Origin of the sequence: Sphingomonas sp. 4RDLI-65 (genome assembly GCF_049472435.1) — a bacterium.
Taxonomy (GTDB): Bacteria; Pseudomonadota; Alphaproteobacteria; order Sphingomonadales; family Sphingomonadaceae; genus Sphingomonas.
On record NZ_JBCEBT010000013.1, the window covers coordinates 16,124 to 35,844 of the forward strand.

15 protein-coding genes and 1 pseudogene are annotated in these 19,721 nt (G+C 63.7%); 8 read left to right on the forward strand and 8 right to left on the reverse strand.

The features are described 5' to 3' along the window. Positions 1-695 precede the first annotated feature (695 nt). The 3 genes and pseudogenes from VH567_RS17365 to traA all read right to left on the reverse strand — a co-directional run. Positions 696-868, reverse strand: a pseudogene (locus VH567_RS17365) (IS3 family transposase); the annotation flags it as partial. An 88-nt stretch (positions 869-956) separates the two neighbouring features. Beyond that, positions 957-2,074, reverse strand: a protein-coding gene (locus tag VH567_RS17370) for an IS3 family transposase (RefSeq protein ID WP_423327475.1) whose coding sequence is annotated in 2 segments (ribosomal slippage) — positions 957-1,813 and positions 1,813-2,074 — 1,119 coding nt in all. Because the reading frame shifts where the segments join, the coding sequence is not laid out codon by codon here. 969 nt (positions 2,075-3,043) lie between these two features. Continuing rightward, positions 3,044-5,923: a Ti-type conjugative transfer relaxase TraA gene (traA, locus tag VH567_RS17375; RefSeq protein WP_423327476.1), complete on the reverse strand. Its 2,880-nt coding sequence runs from the start codon at positions 5,921-5,923 to the stop codon at positions 3,044-3,046. A 171-nt stretch (positions 5,924-6,094) separates the two neighbouring features. Here traA and VH567_RS17380 point away from each other — a divergent pair, with 171 nt between their 5' ends. The 3 genes from VH567_RS17380 to VH567_RS17390 all read left to right on the forward strand — a co-directional run bounded on the left by VH567_RS17380 (position 6,095) and on the right by VH567_RS17390 (position 7,263). Continuing rightward, a complete protein-coding gene (locus VH567_RS17380) occupies positions 6,095-6,421 on the forward strand; it encodes a conjugal transfer protein TraD (RefSeq protein WP_423327477.1) in 327 nt (108 codons plus the stop codon). 1 nt (position 6,422) lies between these two features. Beyond that, a complete protein-coding gene (locus VH567_RS17385) occupies positions 6,423-6,677 on the forward strand; it encodes a conjugal transfer protein TraD (protein ID WP_423327478.1) in 255 nt (84 codons plus the stop codon). 88 nt (positions 6,678-6,765) lie between these two features. Then, positions 6,766-7,263: a MucR family transcriptional regulator gene (locus tag VH567_RS17390; protein ID WP_423327489.1), complete on the forward strand. Its 498-nt coding sequence runs from the start codon at positions 6,766-6,768 to the stop codon at positions 7,261-7,263. A 20-nt stretch (positions 7,264-7,283) separates the two neighbouring features. Here VH567_RS17390 and VH567_RS17395 read toward each other — a convergent pair whose 3' ends face one another. The 3 genes from VH567_RS17395 to VH567_RS17405 form a co-directional block, all read right to left on the reverse strand. Then, the gene (locus VH567_RS17395) at positions 7,284-8,183 is read right to left on the reverse strand and encodes a HEPN domain-containing protein (protein WP_423327479.1); all 900 of its coding nucleotides are present in this window, start codon (positions 8,181-8,183) and stop codon (positions 7,284-7,286) included. Positions 8,184-8,260: 77 nt separating this feature from the next. Next, on the reverse strand, positions 8,261-8,605 hold the full coding sequence (locus VH567_RS17400) for a sigma factor-like helix-turn-helix DNA-binding protein (protein ID WP_423327480.1): 345 nt from the start codon (positions 8,603-8,605) through the stop codon (positions 8,261-8,263). Continuing rightward, on the reverse strand, positions 8,602-9,537 hold the full coding sequence (locus VH567_RS17405; RefSeq protein WP_423327481.1) for an ArdC family protein: 936 nt from the start codon (positions 9,535-9,537) through the stop codon (positions 8,602-8,604). The genes VH567_RS17400 and VH567_RS17405 overlap by 4 nt, the downstream gene beginning before the upstream one ends. 491 nt (positions 9,538-10,028) lie before the next feature. On the opposite strand from VH567_RS17405, the gene VH567_RS17410 reads away from it, so the two are divergent. Further along, a complete protein-coding gene (locus tag VH567_RS17410) occupies positions 10,029-10,241 on the forward strand; it encodes a helix-turn-helix transcriptional regulator (protein WP_423327482.1) in 213 nt (70 codons plus the stop codon). A gap of 12 nt (positions 10,242-10,253) precedes the next feature. Here the strand turns inward: VH567_RS17410 and VH567_RS17415 are convergent, their stop codons facing one another. Next, entirely contained in the window at positions 10,254-10,808 is a 555-nt protein-coding gene (locus VH567_RS17415; protein WP_423327483.1) for a GNAT family N-acetyltransferase, read from the reverse strand. A 340-nt stretch (positions 10,809-11,148) separates the two neighbouring features. Here VH567_RS17415 and VH567_RS17420 point away from each other — a divergent pair, with 340 nt between their 5' ends. The 4 genes from VH567_RS17420 to VH567_RS17435 all read left to right on the forward strand — a co-directional run bounded on the left by VH567_RS17420 (position 11,149) and on the right by VH567_RS17435 (position 19,228). After that, on the forward strand, positions 11,149-13,638 hold the full coding sequence (locus VH567_RS17420) for a PepSY domain-containing protein (RefSeq protein WP_423327484.1): 2,490 nt from the start codon (positions 11,149-11,151) through the stop codon (positions 13,636-13,638). After that, positions 13,638-15,698, forward strand: coding sequence for a TonB-dependent siderophore receptor (locus VH567_RS17425; RefSeq protein ID WP_423327485.1), 2,061 nt, complete (start codon positions 13,638-13,640; stop codon positions 15,696-15,698). The genes VH567_RS17420 and VH567_RS17425 overlap by 1 nt, the downstream gene beginning before the upstream one ends. 297 nt (positions 15,699-15,995) lie before the next feature. Further along, a complete protein-coding gene (locus tag VH567_RS17430) occupies positions 15,996-18,071 on the forward strand; it encodes a TonB-dependent siderophore receptor (RefSeq protein ID WP_423327486.1) in 2,076 nt (691 codons plus the stop codon). Positions 18,072-18,574: 503 nt separating this feature from the next. Continuing rightward, complete coding sequence (locus VH567_RS17435) at positions 18,575-19,228, forward strand: GGDEF domain-containing protein (protein WP_423327487.1); 654 nt, start codon at positions 18,575-18,577, stop codon at positions 19,226-19,228. Between the two features lie 144 nt (positions 19,229-19,372). On the opposite strand, the gene VH567_RS17440 is transcribed toward VH567_RS17435, so the two are convergent. Continuing rightward, complete coding sequence (locus VH567_RS17440; protein ID WP_423327490.1) at positions 19,373-19,588, reverse strand: Crp/Fnr family transcriptional regulator; 216 nt, start codon at positions 19,586-19,588, stop codon at positions 19,373-19,375. Positions 19,589-19,721: the final 133 nt, after the last annotated feature.

Consider the following 19,721-nt stretch of genomic DNA (forward strand, 5'->3'; position numbering starts at 1 on the left):
GATATTCTTCAAACGACAGACTGTGCAACAGCGCGTAGTGTATTACCAATATTGAGTAAAGCGTGATTGGATTATTTATCGGTGGTAAATTTGGTCATTAATTGACTGATACCTGATAACGTCACGAAGGCGCGCTTTGTCGAATTGGGGTGCCTTGATCGCAGGATTAGAGATCGTAGCGTTGTTCACTCGTTCGTTCCCAATTACGAAGTGTCTTCGCGGACTGGGGAGGGGCCAAGGCCGGTCGTTTGGGGGCGATCAAACGCGGGCAGCCAAGCGACCGGGTGCTTGGGCATCCTCCACAAGCGGCAGAACTGCAGTGGCTATTTCTACCGATCAATCCGGGTTCTTTCCGGATAGCGTCACAGTAATTCCGCGGGCAGTCATTCTGAATGGTGGAACGAGCGCAAGCGATTGCCCGACTGCGGTCAATCAGATTCCTGGCTATAGAGGCTCTGCGGATCACAGAAGAGGGTGATCATTCGAACGTTGCCAACACGCTGAAAAAGGCGCTGCTGCAACTTGAGAACGAGCTTCAAGCTATCGAAACAGTGGGTCTTCATCTACCAAAGATGAGGGCACGGAACTTGGTGGCCACGGCGTAGCTCGGAGGCGCGCGATCGTATTTGCCGGACAGGTTATGTACGAGAACCCGAGCGTGCTGTAGAATGGTAAAGTAAATAGCCCCTTGTTTTTTAGGCGCCTTGAGCCATCAAAGCCTGCCGCCGTTCGAACTCGACGGGCAACAGCATCCCCTTCCTGACATGCTTGCGGATCGGGTTGTAGAACATCTCGATGCAATCGAACACGTCTGCCGGGATTCTTCTTGCGTTTTATGGGTGCGCCGCCGGGTGCGCTCACGCTTGAGGTGACGTGACCCCCGCCTTTCATCCAGCTGCAACCAGAGACCGACCGTTGTTTGAGCTGCTACCCGATCTTGGACCACCCGGCTGGCGTTATCCCGTTCCTCCCGGCTGCGGCGGGCCATGTGCCGCTGACGGGTTCACCAACGATATCGGCGGCTTATTGCCGATCGCGCTATGTGGTCGCACCTCGTTATAGTCTCTACGCCAAGTCTCGCATTTTCCGACCGCGTCGTCGAGGCTCATGAACCAGTGCTGGTTCAGGCACTCCGCCCGGAACTTGCCGTTGAAGCTCTCGATGAACGCGTTGTCCGTCGGTGTGCCGGGCCGCGAGAAGTCCAGTATTACACCCCTCATGTACGCCCACAGGTCGAGGTCTCGGGAGACGAACTCGCTGCCCTGGTCGACCCGTATCGAGGCTGGATAGCCAACCTCGCCACAAACGCGGTCCAGTACCTCGATCACGTCCGGCGCTCGGAAACTGAACCGCGGCACCACCGCCGGCGAGAACCTGCTGAACGTGTCGATCACCGTCAGGATGCGGAGCTTTGATCCGGTAGCGAGCTGGTCATGGACGAAGTCCATGGCCCATACTTCATTCGAACACGACGCCGCGCAGCGGCCTTCTCTCAGCTTCGCTTTCACCCGACGCTTCGGCGGCTTTTGGCGCAGCTGCAGCCCCAACTCCTTGTAAAGACGATAGACTCGCTTCGCATTCACGTCCCAGCCCTCTCGCCGGAGCAGCACATGGATACGCCGATAGCCGTATCGCACGCGCGTCTCAGCAATCTCCCGCATCCGCTTCTTGAGGTCGGCCTGATCCGCGCGGCAACCACGATAGTGGTAGCTCGATCGTTCCGCCCGAAGCACACTGCACGCCCGTCGGATACTGACGGCCCAGGTAGTTCGAACATCATCGACGAGCTGGCGCCGCCGATCAGGCCTCAGAGCTTTCGCGAGACGACATCCTGCAACATCGCCTTGTCCAGGCTGAGATCCGCGACCAGCCGCTTGAGCTTCGCGTTCTCATCCTCAAGCTGCCGCAGCCGTCGCATCTCGGATGGCATCAGCCCCGCATACTTCTTGCGCCAGGCGTAGAATGTCGCGTCGCTGATTCCCGCCTTCCGACAGACCTCACCGATCGTCATGCCACCCTCGGCTTCTTTCAACACGAACGCGATCTGCGCCTCGCTGAACTTCGATCTCTTCATCGATCACTCCATCACCTGACCCTCAATCCTAAACTGGAATTTTCCAGCTCAAAACGGTCCAGGAAACGGGCAGCAGGTCAGTGCCTCCCGGTCTGTCTCGCAGCGATAGATTGCCATCCGAATAACGACCTGCCTCGACGGGGAAACTGCGCGGACCGGTCGGTCGCAACGTGTCCGACGAGTACTACCCGCCTCGAGCCTCAGTTGTCCCTCCCGTAACGGCCCGCCCCTGGCGAGATCCAAGAACGGGCCGGCCGGAATACGGTGGGGGTTACTCCGGCGCGACATGAACGGGCCACGGAGCCCAATTGCTTCACATTGGAAGGAAACGACGATGATCGACCGCAAGGTGGCCGAAGGCGCGCCCCCTGATGCGTCACTTCGAATCGTGCAAGCTAAAGGCCTACCCTGATCCAGGCACGAGCCAGAAGTCTTGGACGATCACTGGAGCATAAAGTGTTATTTCGATGGTCGTCGTCTGCAGCGGGCATCGGGACCATGCAGAATCAGACGGATACAATGTTCGCTCTGCTGGTCGATCGGACTTCGCCGCCCCGGTATCCATCTCGTCGCTAAGACGCTGGCTTAGCGGGCTGACAGTGACAGCCGGTATGAAAATAGTCATCGTAGTGCTCCTTCTGATGGAAACTCGGAAGCTTTTCTTGCTTGTCGTCGCGTTCAAGCCACGCAGCACGCGTCCTTTCATCTCAACCAAGCCGCACTCACCTTCCCACGAACCGGGATCGTGCCTTCACTAGAAACCGGCCAATTAGCCCCTGCCCGATTAAATGAACGAGCGGCCGCTTAAGGAGATCGCCTTCTTAAAGCGGACAGGCCGCTTTCCACCAGAATCACCTTGATAACGGCCGGTCTGCTACCGGCAATACCTGATCCTGAGACCGATCGCACGCCCGCTCTGTTGGACGGGAAGGCCGCGCAATACCAGCGGGAGACTCCGGCGTACAGATTTCACATCCCAATACCTAACCCGCGGCTACGTCCGCGCCCAATCATATCCGCCAGTTCCCGGCCGACACTCGCACCGCCGGTCGCTCCCAATCCCAGCTGGATCTTCCGATTGCGCAGGATGGACTCTACCTGTGGGTCGCGCTCGAGGCTTTTCGCCATGCCGAGCATCGTGTTCTCGACGGCCCGAACCTTCGTGTCTTCATGGTAGATTCTCAGCGCACGACGCTGCCGCTCAAGCCCCTGCCAGCGCTGGACGAAGACGTCGGCGCGGCGCGTCGGATCTTCGCGAATTTCCGTCTCCAGTTGCATGGCGCGGATCACCGCGTTGGTCCTGCCTTCCGCCGCTTCGTGGACAAGCCGCGTGTCGACCGTCATCGCCGCTTCCAGATCGCGCGCACCATGCGCCACGATGGCGTCGAGCGACGCGCGGCTGGCGGCAAGCTTGGCCCTTTGCTCTATGGTGTAGGCGTCGCCCACGGCATGGGTAGAGCGCATTGTCCTGACGATACGACCATGTCGGATGACAGCATCAGGAAGATTTGCTGCGCGGTTCGGCGCTGACGGAATCGGAACCGGCTTAGGCGATACCGAACGTAGGTCGAGGCCAGCAAACGGATCGCGGGCCGGCGCCGAGCGCGCGGTCTCGATCGTCCGATCCGGCAACTGGATTTGCCGTCGATCGCCCAAGTCGCGCGTGTAATCCGATGCCATGTCCTTCGTGCGTTCACGCGACAGCGGGCGCATGAGTCTGCCCTGATCGGCGAAGTCGTCACGGCCATAATGAAGGTCGACGCTGTCGCGATGCCGCGACAGCGCGACATAGGCAGCATGCCGGTCGAGACCAGGCGTGGCGAGCACATGCACGCGGTCGACCGTCACGCCCTGCGACTTGTGCACAGTCGCGGCGTAGCCGTGATTGATCTGAGCATACTCCTTGATGTCGAACGCGACATGGCGACCATCATCGAGCATCACCGCCATGCGGGCGGTCGTGACAGTCTCGACGGTGCCCAGCGATCCGTTCTTCACACCGAGACCGCGTTCATTCTGCAGGAACATGACGCGGTCGCCTTTGGCGAACGCGCGAGCGCCACGCTCGGTCTGGATCGTGACGTCCTCGCCCAACGCACCGGCAAGGCGAAGCCGCTGCCGCGCGACATCGTTCAGTGCCTGCACCTCGTCGTTGGTGTGGGTAAGGATCATGCGCGATGCGCTCGGCGCAGCCATGCGGTCGCGTTCCCAGCGATCGATCAGATCGGCCCGCGCGTGATCGCGGGTTTCGGCGACGTGGACATGGCCGTGCTCCTCATAGGCCCGCACCGCCTCACCGGTTCGCTCGGTTGCCAGCTGGCGTGTAGCCATGCGCTGCCAGTCCTCACGCTGACGGCGAATGTCAGTGATCTCGACGCTGCCATGACGCTCGGCAACAGACCGGAATGCCGCCCCCGCTTCGATCGCCTGGAGCTGTTCGGGGTCACCGACCAGCACGACCTTGGCACCGCGCTTCTCGGCTTCGGCGATAACGCGTTCCATCTGCCGGGTGCCGACCATTCCCGCCTCGTCGACCACGAGCACATCGCGCGATGTGAGAAGTTCGCGATCCTGCTTCCATTGATGTTCGAGGCTCGCGATCGTTCGCGAGGCGATACCCGATCCGCCCTCGAGATTCTCGGCGGCAATGCCGGACAGCGCGGCACCGCGAACGGTAAAGCCGGCACTCTCCCAGGCCTCGCGCGCAACGCCGAGCATCGCCGACTTGCCGGTACCGGCATAGCCGACGACGACACTGACACCTTTGGCATTCGTCACATGATCGAAGGCGCTGCGCTGTTCGGCCGACAGGACCATCCCGCGCATTTCGGCGCGGACCAGCGCGATCTTGCGGTGCTGCTCGTCGACACCGTGCCGCCGGCTCGCGTCCAGCCGAACCGTCGCGTTCTCGAGCCGCTGTTCAGTCTCGATCATATCGCGGCTGGTGAAGCGGTCGTCGCCGCGCCCATCCTTGCCGAGCGCGACGATGTCCGGACTGGCGTGAACCGCCGCCAGCGCGGCGTCGAACTGGTCCTTGCCGTCGCTATGGCGGTGGACGAACATCGCCAGGTCACGACGCGTGAAGGTCGCCTGCGTTCGTGTGATCGCGTCCAGCGCGATCCCCGGCTGAGCGATGATCCTGTCGCCGTTGGAACGGGCGATCTCGACATGTTCGTCGAACCGCTCGCTTGCCAGCCCCTGCCCCGGTCGGCACGATGCGGCGGGGCCGATCTTGTGCTGGGGTTCGAGGTCGATACCCTGTCGCTCGAATGACCGGTGATCGACACGCGCATCGATATCCAATTCGGCCAGCCGACGGTTGACGTGTTCGCCCCAGGACTCGCGCCAGCGCTCGAGAAGATCGGTCCGGTTCCAGTCGCGCACCTTCGGACCGAACCCCTCCTCGCCGACGCTGCGGGTGGTGAGCATCACATGGGCATGCGGCTTCGGCATGCCGTCTGCGCCGATGTCCCAATGCACGTTGAGATCGGCGATCATGCCGCGATCGACGAACTCGGCTTTCACGAACTCGCGCGCCAGCCGAATGCCTTCCGCCTGATCCAGCTCGCGGGGCAGCGCGAACTCGACTTCGCGAGCCAGCTGCGCGTCCTTACGGATCTCTACCGCCTCGACCTCATTCCACAGCCGCTCGCGATCACGCAGATGCTCAGGAGCGCCAGCGGGCAGCATCACTTCGGAATGGACGACGCCGGCCTTGTTCGAAAAGTCGTGGGCGCGGTCGAGCCGTTCATCGCGCAGCCGCGACGCCGAACGATACGCCGCCGCGGCGAGCGCGCTCGATCCGTTTGCTCGCGAGATCATCTTTGCCGAGAAATGGTAGATCGCCATGACGGCAATCTATCTACACCACACAAGCGACGTCGGCACGACGTATAAGCGCGCCCTTCGAAGATTTCATCTATCTCGGGACGACTTCGTCCCACGCCGTTTCACTGTATTTACGCTAATCGACTGCACCACTAACTGAGGCACCCTCAACCCGCAATTGGGGACGTCACCATGCGCAAACCCCGTGACTATGATTCGGAACTGAAGGCGCTCGACGACAAAGCCAAGCAGTTACGCAGCGCCCGACTGACGCAGCTCGGCACGCTGATCGTCACCACCGGCGCCGATACGTTGTCGATCGAAGAACTGGCCGGCGCGTTGCTGTCCGCGGTGGAAACGAAGGACCCCGCGATCCGTGAGGGGTGGCGACACCGGGGTGCTGCCTTCTTTCAAAACCCGGCACGCGGATCTGCTCGCAAAGCTGACCGCATCGCGAGCCGCGGAACGTCGAACGATGGCGGCCAGGCATCGGCTGCTGGCGACACGAAGCCGCAATGACATGCGCAACTGGATCGTGAAGCGGCGCGAACGAACCAAGCATCTGATCGAGCTTGGCGGACTTGTTGCAAAGGCCGGCTTGATCGAACTGGCCGATGATGATCGCGCCGTGATCTTCGGTCTGCTCAACGAATGTGCCGCAAAGTTACGTGGTCCAGATCGCGATCAGATCCTGCTGTTATGGCAGCGTCGTGGTCGTCGAGCCTTTGCTCAGAGTCCAGAACCGACACAGGCACATGACAGCATCGACTATTGAACTTTATCTGATGTTGATCGATTGGGTGCGCGAGCGAGACGCCTCTAATGCGCGCGCCCATTTCCTTTCCCCCGATGCTGGAACTTCCATGACCGAAGAAACTTCTGTGAATGCCGTCGAACTCGCGACCGAACTGACCATTGCCTGGCTCGGTAACCCTAATAGCCGTGTGTCCGCCGACGATGTTCCGGCCTTCCTGCAGACCATGTTCAAGACTGTCAGCGATCTGAACGGTAGCGGCACCAGCGACGTGGCGAGCGAAGAACCGGCGCAGGAGTTCACGCCTGCGGTTACCGCGCGTAAGTCGCTCGCGTCGAAGGACCACATCATCTCGATGATCGACGGCAAGCCGTACAAGACGCTGCGTCGTCATCTGTCTACCCATGGCCTGACGCCGGAAGAGTATCGCGTCCGGTACAACCTCAAGGCTGATTATCCGATGGTGGCCGAGAGCTATTCGGAAAGCCGCCGCGCGATGGCAAAGAAGATCGGACTCGGCCGCAAGCCTGGCACCAAAACTGCCCCTGCTACGGACGCCAAGCCCGCGCCGCGCAAGCGTGCGGCCAAGGCTGACGCCGTCGAATGATCCGCGAGCGCCCGGCGATATCAATCGCCGGGCGCGAGCCGCTTCTGGCAGACGGCGTCGACGAGGATCTGCAACTCGGCGACGTGCATGCCGAGCCATGCCAGTTCCTCGGGCGTGATCTCGTAATGCGGTGAATAGCGCGCGTTCACATAAGCTTGGCGCAGCAGTTCGAAACAGCGCCGTGCGAAGCGGTCGTCGCGTGGCCACGCGGCGATGAGCGATGGCGCGATCTGCTCGCACTGCGACCGCAGGAAATTCAGCCGGTGCGACTTCGGGCTGTAGAGCGTCAGGACCAGCAGCGTGCAGTGATAGAAGCGCTCAGCGGCTTGATGAAATAGGAACGCCGCAAGCTTTGTGTCCCCATCTCGTACTGCGTAGCCGGCATTCCGCGCAAAGCTGGCGGCGCTTGGGAACCACTCATCGAAATAGGCCTGCGCCTCCGCCCGCGCGTCTTCGAGCGGCAAGCACCGTGGCGCGGCAAAACAGAAGCCCTCAGCGTCATAGAGTGCGATCCCCTGCCGCACGATATCGACGAAGAACGGGCGCCCTTTTTCGAGCTGCTGGTTCACGTCCGACAGACTGTGCACGATGAGACTGACCGGCGCGGACAGCGAATTGTTGATGGTCGTGTCGCGCATCAGCCGGTCCTCGGCTGCCGACCAAAATTCGAAGTCGGCTAATCGCTCGTCGTTGACGACGACGAGGATGTCATAATCCGAAGCATAGCCACCCACCGGATCATCGACCCAGTCGCCCCGCGCATAGGAACCGTACAGGACGAGCTTCGCGATGCGGCCCTGCTTCTTCCATTTGGTCGTCGTCGTCGCGTGCGCGGCGTCGAACTCCTCAAACAGCACACGCACGACGTGGGCGAGCTCACGCTGCTTGGATTTGGGAAGATGATCGAGCGTATCGCGCATGTCCGGGCAACCCTAGCGAGCGGGAGCGGCAAAGCACAGGCTTGCCGGCACTGTGCGGGGCAGGCCTGTCCTACGCATCAACGCGGCCAGTATCGACGCCATCGCTGCAACCGCACCTGCCATTCGGGGCGCTCATCGCCACGCCTGTAGCGACCGAGACGGCGGATCGCCGTCCGCATCCGCCGCGCGACCTGACGCTGGCTGAGCCCGGTCACCTTGGCGATGTGATCGTAGCTGTAACCGTCGAGCCGGACCGCGAGGAATATCTCCCGTGTCGTTCGCGACAGCGACAGCAGCGCGCGTTCCATCCTTGCCAATTCGTCCGGATGCACGGGCCCATGATAGTCGCCGGGCGCGGGATCGGTCGACCGCTCGAAGGCGCGTTTCGCACGCGCCTCCATCTCTTCGGGACGGTCGGTCATGCCGCCATCTCCTGCCCCGCATCGTCGCCACCGTCGACACGGAACGCGAGCAGATAGTCGGCCGCCTTGCTGGCCTGACTGGCGGCGCGGAAGATCGCCCGCGAGTCCTCGCGCAGCACCTCCAGCCATGCGCCGATGTAATCGGCATGACGGACGGTTGGCACGATACCCAGTTCTGCGCAGGTGAACGCACTGCACATCTCGGCGACAAGCTCCTCCCGGGCATAGGAGGCACTGCGCCGCGGTGCCTTTTGGTCACGGTCGAGCCGGCTCGGATGTCCGGTCCAGTGGCCAAGCTCATGCAACGCGGTGCGGTAGTAATTCACCTGATCATGGAAAACCTGCTGTGGGGGCAGCTGGATGCGATCCGCCGTCGGCATGTAGAACGCCTTGTCGCCGCCGATACCGATTTGCGCGCGGGTCGCGGCCATCAGCGCCTCCGCGCACTCGATCGTCTCGCGCTCGCCCAGGAACGCCCCGCCGCCGACCGACAGCGCATCGGGCAGCCCCTCGCACTGGTCGACATTGAAGACGGTGAACCGCTTGAGAAACGCCACCTGCCGGCGATGCTCGTCGCTGGCTTCGGTAATGGGTTTGTCGCGCTCGTCCTTGGGTGTGAAGCGGTCGGCGTAACAGATGGTCGTGCCGGTCTCGCCTTTCCGCACATTGCCGCCCAGCGCCTGCGCCTGTTTGTAGGTCAGCCACCCCTGCGTCCCGAATCCACGCTCGAACACAGTCGCCCACAGGATCAGAACGTTGATCCCCGAATAGCGCCGTCCGGTCCCGGCGTTGCGCGGCAGTCCGCTTTCCAGTTTCGACCCGTCCCATGGTTGCACCCACGGCACCCGCCCCGCCTCCAGCTGCGCGATGATCCGGTCGGTGACCTCGGCGTAGAGCGTGCCGGTGGTTTTGGTCGCGATGTCCTTTGCCATTTCCTCACTCCTTCAGAACCGCAACCGGCGCCGGAATGGCGGGGGTAGGCGGCAGGAGCGAACCGGCAGTCCCGCTGGAGCGGCGGGCAGCACCCGAAGGGCCGTAATGCAATGAAGGAGCCGGCAACGCCGGCTTGCGACCAGCCGCGGCGGGACTAAGGGCAGCGACGCCTACCCCCGCTATCCGACGCGCGGTAGCGCCACGCCGGCCGTGCGCAGCGCGGGCGTCCGCATGTCGGGCAACGCCCGACCAAGCGTGAGCGATCGTGACGGCTTTGCCGACGAGACGCCGTCAGGCGGCTCGGTGGAGCGGCAGCGGAATAGAGCGCGCCCCGCGCCTGCGCGGGGACGTCCTGTGCGCCAAATTTATGGGACCTGTTCGGCGCTTTCGGGCTGGATAGAGCGTGCACCACGTCTCAGCCCATTGCCCGCCAGACGTTGAGACGCCTTGCTCAGCCCTCCCGACACCAGCCGCAACGGAGTGAGGCATCATGACCGACGAACCCGATCGCATCCTCAGGATCAAGACCGTGCTGGACCGCACCGGTCTCAGCCGATCGACGCTCTACCGCAAGATTCAGGCGCGCACCTTCCCGCAGCAAATCGCGATCAGCGAGCGCTGCGCGGGATGGCGCGAGTCCGCCGTCAAGGCGTGGTTGAGCAATCCCAGGTGCTACCATCAGGACGACTATCCCACGAACTGATCGAGGACCGGCCTACGAGAGCTCGCGCGCCATGGGTATGTCGTCTTCGATGCTGCCATCGGGTCGCCGGACGCGACCGATCAACCGGCCTTCGGCCGCGAAGCCGAGCCGCTCGTAGAGACGAAGCGCCCCCACATTCCCGGATCGTGCGGTCAATTCTATCCGCGTGACCGCGGGCTCCAGCGACGAAGCGCGCTCGAAAAGCGCCGCGAACAAGGCCGATCCGATGCCCAATCCCTGTGCAACAGGATGAACGGCAATGGTCAGATCGCCGAGGACATGATCGAACTGGCGTGGCCCCAATCGGACGGCGTGCACTTCGCCGACAAGCCGATCCTCAAGGTACGCTCCGAGCGATATCCCGCCATGGGCTGCACGATCCAGGAAGGCTTCGACATAGCCGATGGTCATCTCGTCTGGCGTGCGCGCCAAGCCCGCACCTTCGACAGACGCCGCCGCCCGGTAGAGATCGAGGACTGCGGCGGCATGGGTCGAGGCCAGACCAAGAATCTTCGGGACGGCGACAGACGATACGATCATGCGGTAATTTTGCGCACAATGTCGCACCCGGCAAGCCTTTCTCGGACGTGGATGGGCCTGTGCAAACCATTTCGCCCAGATCGCCCAACCCCCGTCGCTGCAGGGCCCAGGGTTGCGGGCTCGAGAGGTGTCATCCGCATCACGGGATCGAGATTGCCGGACGCATCGCATCGTTGCGTCCGGCTTGCTGACCAGTGCCTGGGGCGGCTTGTTGATCCGTCATGACGTCGATGCCATCGACGAATCCCCGGCGAATGGCGCTCCCACCCTCCAGATTGCACTTGCGAATTAATCTCAATAACTGGTAGCGGGCTCGACACACCGGGGGGCCCATGCAGCAATATCGTTTCCATCAGCGGTCCAACCGATGACAACGCGACGCGCGTTGTTCCAGCTTCACTGGTTTCTCGGAATCACGGCCGGCTTCGTTCTTGCGCTTATGGGCGTGACGGGTGCCGCGATGGCGTTCGAAGACGAGATCATGGCGGCGCTCAGTCCGGGCGTCGTCACGCTCGCTTTGCCTGTCGGAGCAGCTGCCGGAGAGGCTGCCGACAGCCGTCTCTCGCCCGACGCGCTGGTGGCGGCGGCATCGTATCAGCGCAACGGCGCCCGCGTGCAGGACGTGACGATCGAGCGCGATCCCGCGCGTGCCGCCGCCGTGCATTTCATGCCCGAGAAGGGCCAGCGGCGGGGTGATCGCAGCTATATCGATCCGCGCACCGGCGATTTGCTTGGCAAGGCGACCGGGGCGGGCGTTTTCCGCACGATCCAGGATCTGCACCGCTGGCTGGCGCTGCCGGGCGCAGGAAACGGCATCGGCCGACAGATCACCGGCTTCTCGGCGATCGCGCTGATCTTCTTCGCGCTGTCCGGACTGTATCTGCGGTGGCCCCGTCATCCGCTCGACTGGCGCGCGTGGTTCGTGCTCGACCTGCGCAAGACCGGGCGCAATCTGTACCGCGCGCTGCACGCAGTCATCGGCGGGTGGATGCTCGCCTTCTACCTGCTGAGCGCGCTGACCGGGCTGTGGTGGTCCTATGGCTGGTACCGCGAGGGCGTACGCTACGCGCTGACCGGCAAGAGCGCGCCCGCCGAACGCCGCAATGAGGATGCGCCGACCGGTCCATCGCTGCCCATCGCGCCGGCCTGGGCCAGCTTCCTGCGCAGCGAGGGCGCGCGGTACGACCGGGTCGTCGTCACGCTGTCGACCGGGGACAAGCCGGTGACGATGCGCGTCCTGCCGCAAGGGGCGCGATTCGACCGGATGACGGACGAACTGCGCTTCGATGCCGTCACCGGCGCACTGGTCAAGACGGATCGCTATGCCGATCGCAGCACCGGCGAGACGATCGCAACGAACATCTATCCGATCCACACCGGCGCCTTTTTCGGGCTACCGGGGCGGATCGCATTGTTCCTCACCAGCCTGACGATGCCGTTGTTCACGGTGACCGGGCTGCTGCTGTATCTCGCGCGCCGACGCAACAAGCGGGCGCTGGCCGCGGTCACGCCGTCCGGGCAGGCGGAGGACGGGACGGGCGTCCTCGTCGTCCATGCCTCGCAGACCGGGACCGCGGAGCGGCTCGCCCGGTTGAGCGCAGCTGCGTTCCCCCGGGCGACGGTTCGCGCAATGGCGGCGGTATCGCTGGCCGACCTGCGCGCCGCCGGCACCGTGTTGTTCGTGGTCGCCACCTATGGCGAGGGCGATGCGCCAGACTTGGCGCGCGCGTTCGAGCGCTCGGTCATGGCGACCCCGGCCGACCTCTCCGGTGTCGATTATGCGGTACTCGCGCTCGGCGACCGCGAATATGCCGATTTCTGTGCCTTTGGCCACCGCGTCGATGCGTGGCTGCATGCCGGCGGCGCGCGGCGGCTGTTCGACCTGGTCGAGCTCGATGGCGACGACGCCGATGGCGAACGGCACTGGCAGCAACAGCTGCACGCGATCGGTGCCGATACTCAACAGCCCGACTGGCAGCCGGCTGCCTATGCGCCGTGGCCGCTGGTCGAGCGGACGCTGGTCAATCCGGGCAGTCCGGGTGCACCGGTCTACCGCGTCGTACTAGCCCCGCCGGCCGACGCCGACTGGGCACCCGGCGCGATCGCCGAAATCCAGCCGCGCCACGATCCCGCGCGGATCGACCGCGTGCTCGCCGCCTGCGATGCGACCGACGATGCCGCGTTGCGCGACGCGCTCGCCACCGCGATCCTGCCGGAGACTGGTATGTTCGATCCCTCGGCACTGAAACCGCTGCCGCACCGCGATTATTCGGTGGCATCGATCGCAACGTCCGGGGTGGTCGAGCTCCTCGTGCGGCAATGTCCTGCGGCGGATGGCGGGCTGGGCATCGGCTCGGGCTGGCTCACGAAGATCGCGGCGATCGGCGATCCGATCCCGGTTCGCGTCCGCGCGAACCCCGGGTTCGCCGCGCCGGAGGACCCGGCCACGCCACTCGTGCTGATCGGCAACGGCACCGGCCTCGCCGGACTGATGGCGCATCTGCGCGACCGTGCGCGGACCGGTGGCGGCCCCGCCTGGCTGCTCTACGGCGAACGCAGCGCAGACCATGACCGGCCGTTCGCGGACGAACTGGGTGTGCTGCTCGGCCGCGGCACGCTCGCCCGGATCGATCGCGCCTTCTCGCGCGACGCAGGGTGCGGTCGGTACGTCCAGCACCTGCTCTCCGAGAACGCGTCCGCGATCGTCGAGTGGGCGGACCGCGGCGCCGCGTTCTACGTTTGCGGCAGTCTCGCCGGGATGGCGAGCGAAGTCGATGCCGCACTCCGGGCGATCCTCGGCGACGACCGTGTCGAGACGATGATCGCCACCTCCTTGTACCGTCGGGATATCTATTGATGCACGTCCGTCATGCGCTGCTCGCCTCGAGTTTCCTTGCTGCGCTCGCCCCCATGCCCGTCGCGGGGCAGGACGGATCGCTGCTCGACGAGATCCTCGTCACCGGGCGCCGCCACAGCGTCCGTCCCGAGCAGGCGGCCGGGGCCACCCGCACGCAGACACGGATCGAGGATATCCCGCAGGCGATCCAGGTGATCCCGCGCGAAGTGATCGACGAACAGCAGATCACGCGGCTGGGCGATGCGGTCGCCAACGTCTCGAACGTCCAGCAGGGCGGCACGCAGGGCAACCGCTCCGAGCTGTTCATGGTGCGCGGGTTCGAGGTGAACTCCTACGCGATCGACGGCATCCTGCTCAGCCCGGCGCAGAATTTCACCGAGACGGTCCGCGATCTCGCCAACGTCGCACAGGTCGAGGTGTTGAAGGGCCCCGCATCGGTACTTTACGGGCGCGGCGAGCCGGGTGGCACGATCAACATCGTCACCCGCCGCCCCTCGCAAAGCTTCGGGCTCGAGGCGGCGGTGCAGGTCAATGATTTCGGGTTGCGGCGAGGACAGCTGTCGGTGACGGGGCCGCTCACCGACACGCTCGCCGCGCGCGTCAGCATGGCGGGGCAGGAGACCGGCAGCTTTCGCGATTTCCAGGCGGACGGTGCCCGTATCTTCTTCGCGCCGACGCTCGCATGGCGTCCCGGTACGAAAACGCGCGCCGATATCGACTATGACTATACCTTCCAGACCAGCCCCGGCGACCGCGGGCTGGTAGTCGTCGGCAACACCGTGGCGGGGCCGGTCGGGCGAAGCTTTGGCGAGCAATGGTCGAAAAATTACGGGCGCTCGCACACCATCCGGGGTCGCATCGAGCACGACGTGACTGACTGGTTAACGCTGCGCCAGATCGTGTCGCGCCAGTCGGGCGACAGCGGCCGGACCTTCGCCGACTTTACCGGTCTCAGCACCGATGGACTGTTCGTCCTGCGCCGCGGCGTCAAGCAGGTCCAGCAGGTCTCCGCAACCACCAGCCAGACCGAGGCACTGGTCCGCTTCCGCACCGGTCCGCTGAATCATCTGATGCTCGCCGGTTTCGAATATGTCGACGCCCGCCGCGACACCAGCGAAGCGCGCGCGACGCTGGCGCGGATCAGCATCGCCGACCCGGTCCAGGGCGCGCAACCCGGCGCATTCGTACCGGCACGGACGATCGCGGTCGATGCGCGCTACCGGGCGGGCTATGTCCAGGACCAGATCGGCATCGACGCTACGATCGACATCCTCGCCGGCGTGCGCTGGGACGATGTCGACCAGACGACCGTCGACAACGGCGTCCGCACCGTCGAAAACGGCCGGCGCGCGTCGCCGCGGCTCGGGCTCGTTTGGCATCCGCACCCGGTGCTTGCGATCTACGGCAACTGGTCGACCTCGTTCCGGCCACGGAGCGCCAGCCTCTTCGGCGGCGGCTCGGCCCCGCCCGAAACCGGTCGCCAGTACGAGGCCGGCGTCAAGCTGACCCCGGCGGACGGCCGCCTGATCGCCACCGCCGCGGTGTTCGACATCACCAAGAACAACGTGTCGAGCGCCGACCCGGACAATAGCGGCTTCGTCGTGGTGACCGGGCAGCAGCGCGTGCGCGGCGCCGAGATCGACCTCAGCGGCGAGATCCTGCCGGGCTGGCGAATGATCGCCAGCGCCGGCTATCTCGATGCGACGGTGACTCGCGACAGCGTGATCGCGGTCGGCAACCGCCTGCGCGGGGTACCCGAGTTCAGCGCGAGCCTGTGGACCACCTATCGCGTCGCCAGTGGCCCGCTGGCAGGTGTCATGCTGGGCGCCGGTGCGACACGGGTCGGCAAGCGCGAGGGCGATCTTGCCAACACCTACAGCATCCCCGGCTATACGCGCGTCGACCTGACCGCCGACTACCGGATCGCCGATCGCTATCGCGTCGGCCTGATCGTCCGGAACGTCGCGGACACATTTTATATCGAGCAGCCGGTCGCACGCACGACCAACTATCCCGGCGCGGCGCGCACCGTATCGATCCGCCTGGGAGTCGAGATCTAGGTCGGAGAGACCTTCAGCCTTCCCCCGCTATGCGATAGCTGATCCGCGAAACACCGCGCTCACCTTGCGTGAGACGCTCCTGCTCGGTGGCACACCTTCGTTGAGGGGCACGCCGATGAGAAGGTGCATGCCCCTGTCGGCGCGCACCGAGGTCGGCTGGCGACCGAGCGGTTCACGAGGCCGGACGGCAACTGCCACGCTCCACATCACCCTTTCCGCGGCCTGCTATTGATAGGCATTCGCAAACACGCTAGCCGCGGGGCAGTCCAATAGAAAAGGGTTCCGATGCTCTCCTTCATGCTCGCTGCCGCAGCGGCCAGCAGCGCTGCACCTGCCACATCGGAACAACAGGCGCCCCAAAGAGAACGCGCGCTCGACGAGGAGATCGTGGTCACGGGGGCGGTGCCCAGCTATGGCGTCGACACCGTTCAGGTCGGCGCGTTCCGCAATCGCAGCGTGCTCGACACGCCCGCGACGGTCAACGTCGTGGACCGCACGCTTTTGAACGATCAGGGCGCGCTGGGCCTGGACGATGCGCTGCGCAACACACCTGGCGTGACGCAGCAGACAACCAGCCCGTTCAACAGCAACACCTTCCTGGCGCGGGGCATCGCGATCGATGCCCAAACCAATTACCGGCTGAACGGCGGCCTGCCGATCGTCAACTTTGCGCCGATGCCATTGGAAGACAAGGAGCGGGTTGAACTGCTCAAAGGGGCGTCTGCGCTGTACTATGGCATCGCGACGCCGTCGGGCGTCGTCAATCTCGTGACCAAGCGCGCTGGCGCACGCGATGTGACCGTCGCCTACGGGATCGGCGACAGCGAGGGCGGCGTTGGCGGCGGCGTGGACATCGGCCGGCGCTTCGGCAGCGAGAAGCAGCTCGGGCTGCGGGTCAACGCCTTCTCGGCGCGCACGCGATCCACCACCGATGGCGTCGGCGGCGACCGGCAGGTGTTGAGCGGCGCGCTCGACTGGGCCGCAAGTGACCGCCTCACGCTTCATGCCGACGCCGAATATTATCGTCGCAAGGGCGAGGAACCGGGCGGCATCACGCTCCCCGCTGCAGTGGGCGGCGCCATAACCTTGCCCCCGGTCCCCTCGCCGCGGCAACGCTATGCACCCGATGGCGCGCCTTTCACGACGCAAGGCCTGAACATGGTTGCCCGTGCCGACTACCAAATCTCACCCGGCTGGTCCGCGCGTGTCGAAGGCGGCATCGCCAACGCGTACCGGGATCGCATGATCGCGACGCTCGGCACGATCAATCTCGCGACCGGCGCCGGGCGTCTCACGCTGACGGATACACCTGGCCAGTTCTGGCAGAACCGCTACATCCGGGGCGAACTGGCGGGGACGTTCGCGACCGGGCCGGTCGATCACGACCTTCTGGTCGGCGTGGCAACGACACGGCAATACCGGGGCGACCAGCAACAGGTGAGATATGCGGCGGTCACGCAGAACCTCTACGACCCGGTGACGGTCGATCTGTCCAGCCTGGTGGTCGCCTCGCGCGCCATAAACCGCGGTAACACGGTGAACGACACCGGCGCCTACGTCATGGACGTCATGTCACTCGGCAAGAGCATCGACATCATCGGCGGCGTCCGCGGCGTCAGCTACCGGACGCGGGCCAGCGGCGCCGACTATACGACTCATGCCATCACGCCTACGGCCGCGCTGATCCTGCACCCGACCGCAGCGACCAGCCTGTATGCCTCGTACATTCAGGGCCTCGAAAGCGCTGGCGTTGCACCGGACGGAACAGCGAACGTCGGGGAGACGCTGGGACCGGCGCGCAGTCGCCAATGGGAAATCGGTGCGCGCGCCACGATCCTGGGCGCCACGGCCTCGCTGTCGTGGTTCGATATAGACCGTGCGCTCGCCTACACCGATGCGACCAACGTCTATGTCGCCAATGGCCGCGCCAATCATCGGGGTATCGAAGGCTCGATCCTCGGCGCGATCGGCCATGGATTCGATGTGTCGCTTACTGGTCAGTATCTCGACGCCGTCCAGAAGCGGACCGGATCGGCCTCGCTCGACGGCAAACGCGTGCTCAACGCGCCCCGCTGGTCGGGTTCGGCTTTCGTCCAATACCGCCCCCCCGCATGGGATCGCTTCGCGATCAATGCCGGTGCCTATTACACCGGCGCCCGCTTCGCAGACGCCGTCAACCTGGCGCGCCTGCCCGGTTTCGTGACCTTCAGTGCAGGCGCCAGTTACCGTGTCCCACTCGAGGACGGCAGGACACTGACTCTGCGCGTGAACGGGGATAATCTGACCGACAAACGATATTGGGCGACAGGTGGCACGACCCTCTATGTCGGCGCGGCTCGCACGATCAGGGTGTCGGCGGCATTCGATCTCTAGAACAGCCAAGTCCTAGAGCGGCCCCAAGGCACCGACCGGGGCAGATTATCGCGCCATGGACTATCGGTAGTTGCGAACCACGGGGGCAAAACGCGTTGACCGGTCGCCCGCGCGACCGGGCCTCGAACCGCTCATCGCAATTGTCCGGCCGGTCAAGCCCAAGCCTTGCAGATCTCGCCTTGCCGTTCTCGATGGTGTTCGCAGACAGGGTAAGCCCGCTGGTCGGTGTCATCTCCGCCGTGTAGACGAGATGTTCAATGCCCCCGCCCTATCATCCGGTACAACGACACAGGCCTCAACAATCGACGCCTCTTGAATCCGTGTTGCGAAGATCTGCCGATTTAGATGCGTCGACAGCGGCCGCCTGGATCATCGCCGTGTGGGCTGGGCTGATGATTTTGGACGGTATGACGGGACCGCATTTCTCCCTCAACTCGCTCTATCTCTTGCCGTTATGCCTAGCGACTTGGTGCTTCGGAAGGTTGGCGGGTCTGACCGGGGGCGTGATCACCGTTGTCCTTACGTTGCACCTAAATGGCTTTGGTGACGGCCTTTCCGCGCAAGCTTCGTCCATCCCAACGACGACTGCCGTTTGGAACGCTGGAATGAGGACGTTCAGCGTCATATTCATCATTTTGCTTGTCGGCGCATTCCGTCGCGCATTTGACCGAGAGCGTGCGAACGCACAGATCGACCCTCTTACAGGGCTGGGAAACCGCAGGTCGTTTCAGCGCGAGTGCAAACGTCTCGAACTGTCAGCCCTGCGGGATAATCGCCTTTTGCTGTGTGGAATCATCGATCTCGACGACTTCAAAGAAGTGAATGATCGCCACGGCCATGCCGCAGGCGATCAGGTGCTGAGCCTCGTCGCCCAGGCTCTTAGTTCAGCAGTTCGCCCCTACGACGTTACCGCCAGACTGGGGGGCGACGAATTTGCCTTTTGCCTCGCCATACGGGACGGCGCGGCAGCGGAACGGATAACGGGCGCAATACACCGGACTCTTATTGCCGCGATGAAAGAATCCGGATGGAAGTCTACGTGTAGCCTGGGCGCAGCAACCGGAAAAGATATAGAACAGGTATTGAATGCCGCCGACCAAGCGATGTATCGAGCAAAATTCTCCGCAAAGGGATCCTGGATGTTCTCGGCCTCCTGAAACGCCAACAGCCACCAGAATTCGTATCGACATTACTTGATTTTCATCGCTATCGGCCACAACCTGTTGCGCACGACCGTCAGAATCGCGTGATCAGGCCTTCACGACCGCGTACCGATTCATTTACTTATCGGGGTCCAACGATCATATTATTTTAACATCCCCTGACATGTGTAGATAGCCCCGCGTGAAGTCAGCTATTTTGGCAAGCCTGGGCCAATCACTTATTTTGATCTTGTTCTTCGATGACAGGATAACGCCCTCGTCACGCAGGGCCTTGATCATTCTATTGACATGGACCGCAGTCAGTCCGGTCGCATCTCCGAACTGCTCTTGAGTTAATGGCCAGTCATTGTGGATCGGCGTGGAAAAAGGACCCCGGTAGCGGGGTGATCGGCGTCGAAAAAGGACCCCTCATTCCGTTGGTCTAAGGCTGTCCGCTTGGCAGATGTCAGGCGGCGAGATCGGGATGTTGGTATTGGAGACGGTATTG

Excerpts from the sequence above, each read along its gene's own strand:
- traA (WP_423327476.1), bottom strand. The coding sequence starts at position 5,923 with ATGGCGATCTACCATTTCTCGGCAAAGATGATCTCGCGAGCAAACGGA.
- VH567_RS17380 (WP_423327477.1), top strand. The coding sequence starts at position 6,095 with ATGCGCAAACCCCGTGACTATGATTCGGAACTGAAGGCGCTCGACGAC.
- VH567_RS17385 (WP_423327478.1), top strand. The coding sequence starts at position 6,423 with ATGCGCAACTGGATCGTGAAGCGGCGCGAACGAACCAAGCATCTGATC.
- VH567_RS17390 (WP_423327489.1), top strand. The coding sequence starts at position 6,766 with ATGACCGAAGAAACTTCTGTGAATGCCGTCGAACTCGCGACCGAACTG.
- VH567_RS17395 (WP_423327479.1), bottom strand. The coding sequence starts at position 8,183 with ATGCGCGATACGCTCGATCATCTTCCCAAATCCAAGCAGCGTGAGCTC.
- VH567_RS17400 (WP_423327480.1), bottom strand. The coding sequence starts at position 8,605 with ATGACCGACCGTCCCGAAGAGATGGAGGCGCGTGCGAAACGCGCCTTC.
- VH567_RS17405 (WP_423327481.1), bottom strand. The coding sequence starts at position 9,537 with ATGGCAAAGGACATCGCGACCAAAACCACCGGCACGCTCTACGCCGAG.
- VH567_RS17410 (WP_423327482.1), top strand. The coding sequence starts at position 10,029 with ATGACCGACGAACCCGATCGCATCCTCAGGATCAAGACCGTGCTGGAC.
- VH567_RS17420 (WP_423327484.1), top strand. The coding sequence starts at position 11,149 with ATGACAACGCGACGCGCGTTGTTCCAGCTTCACTGGTTTCTCGGAATC.
- VH567_RS17425 (WP_423327485.1), top strand. The coding sequence starts at position 13,638 with ATGCACGTCCGTCATGCGCTGCTCGCCTCGAGTTTCCTTGCTGCGCTC.
- VH567_RS17430 (WP_423327486.1), top strand. The coding sequence starts at position 15,996 with ATGCTCGCTGCCGCAGCGGCCAGCAGCGCTGCACCTGCCACATCGGAA.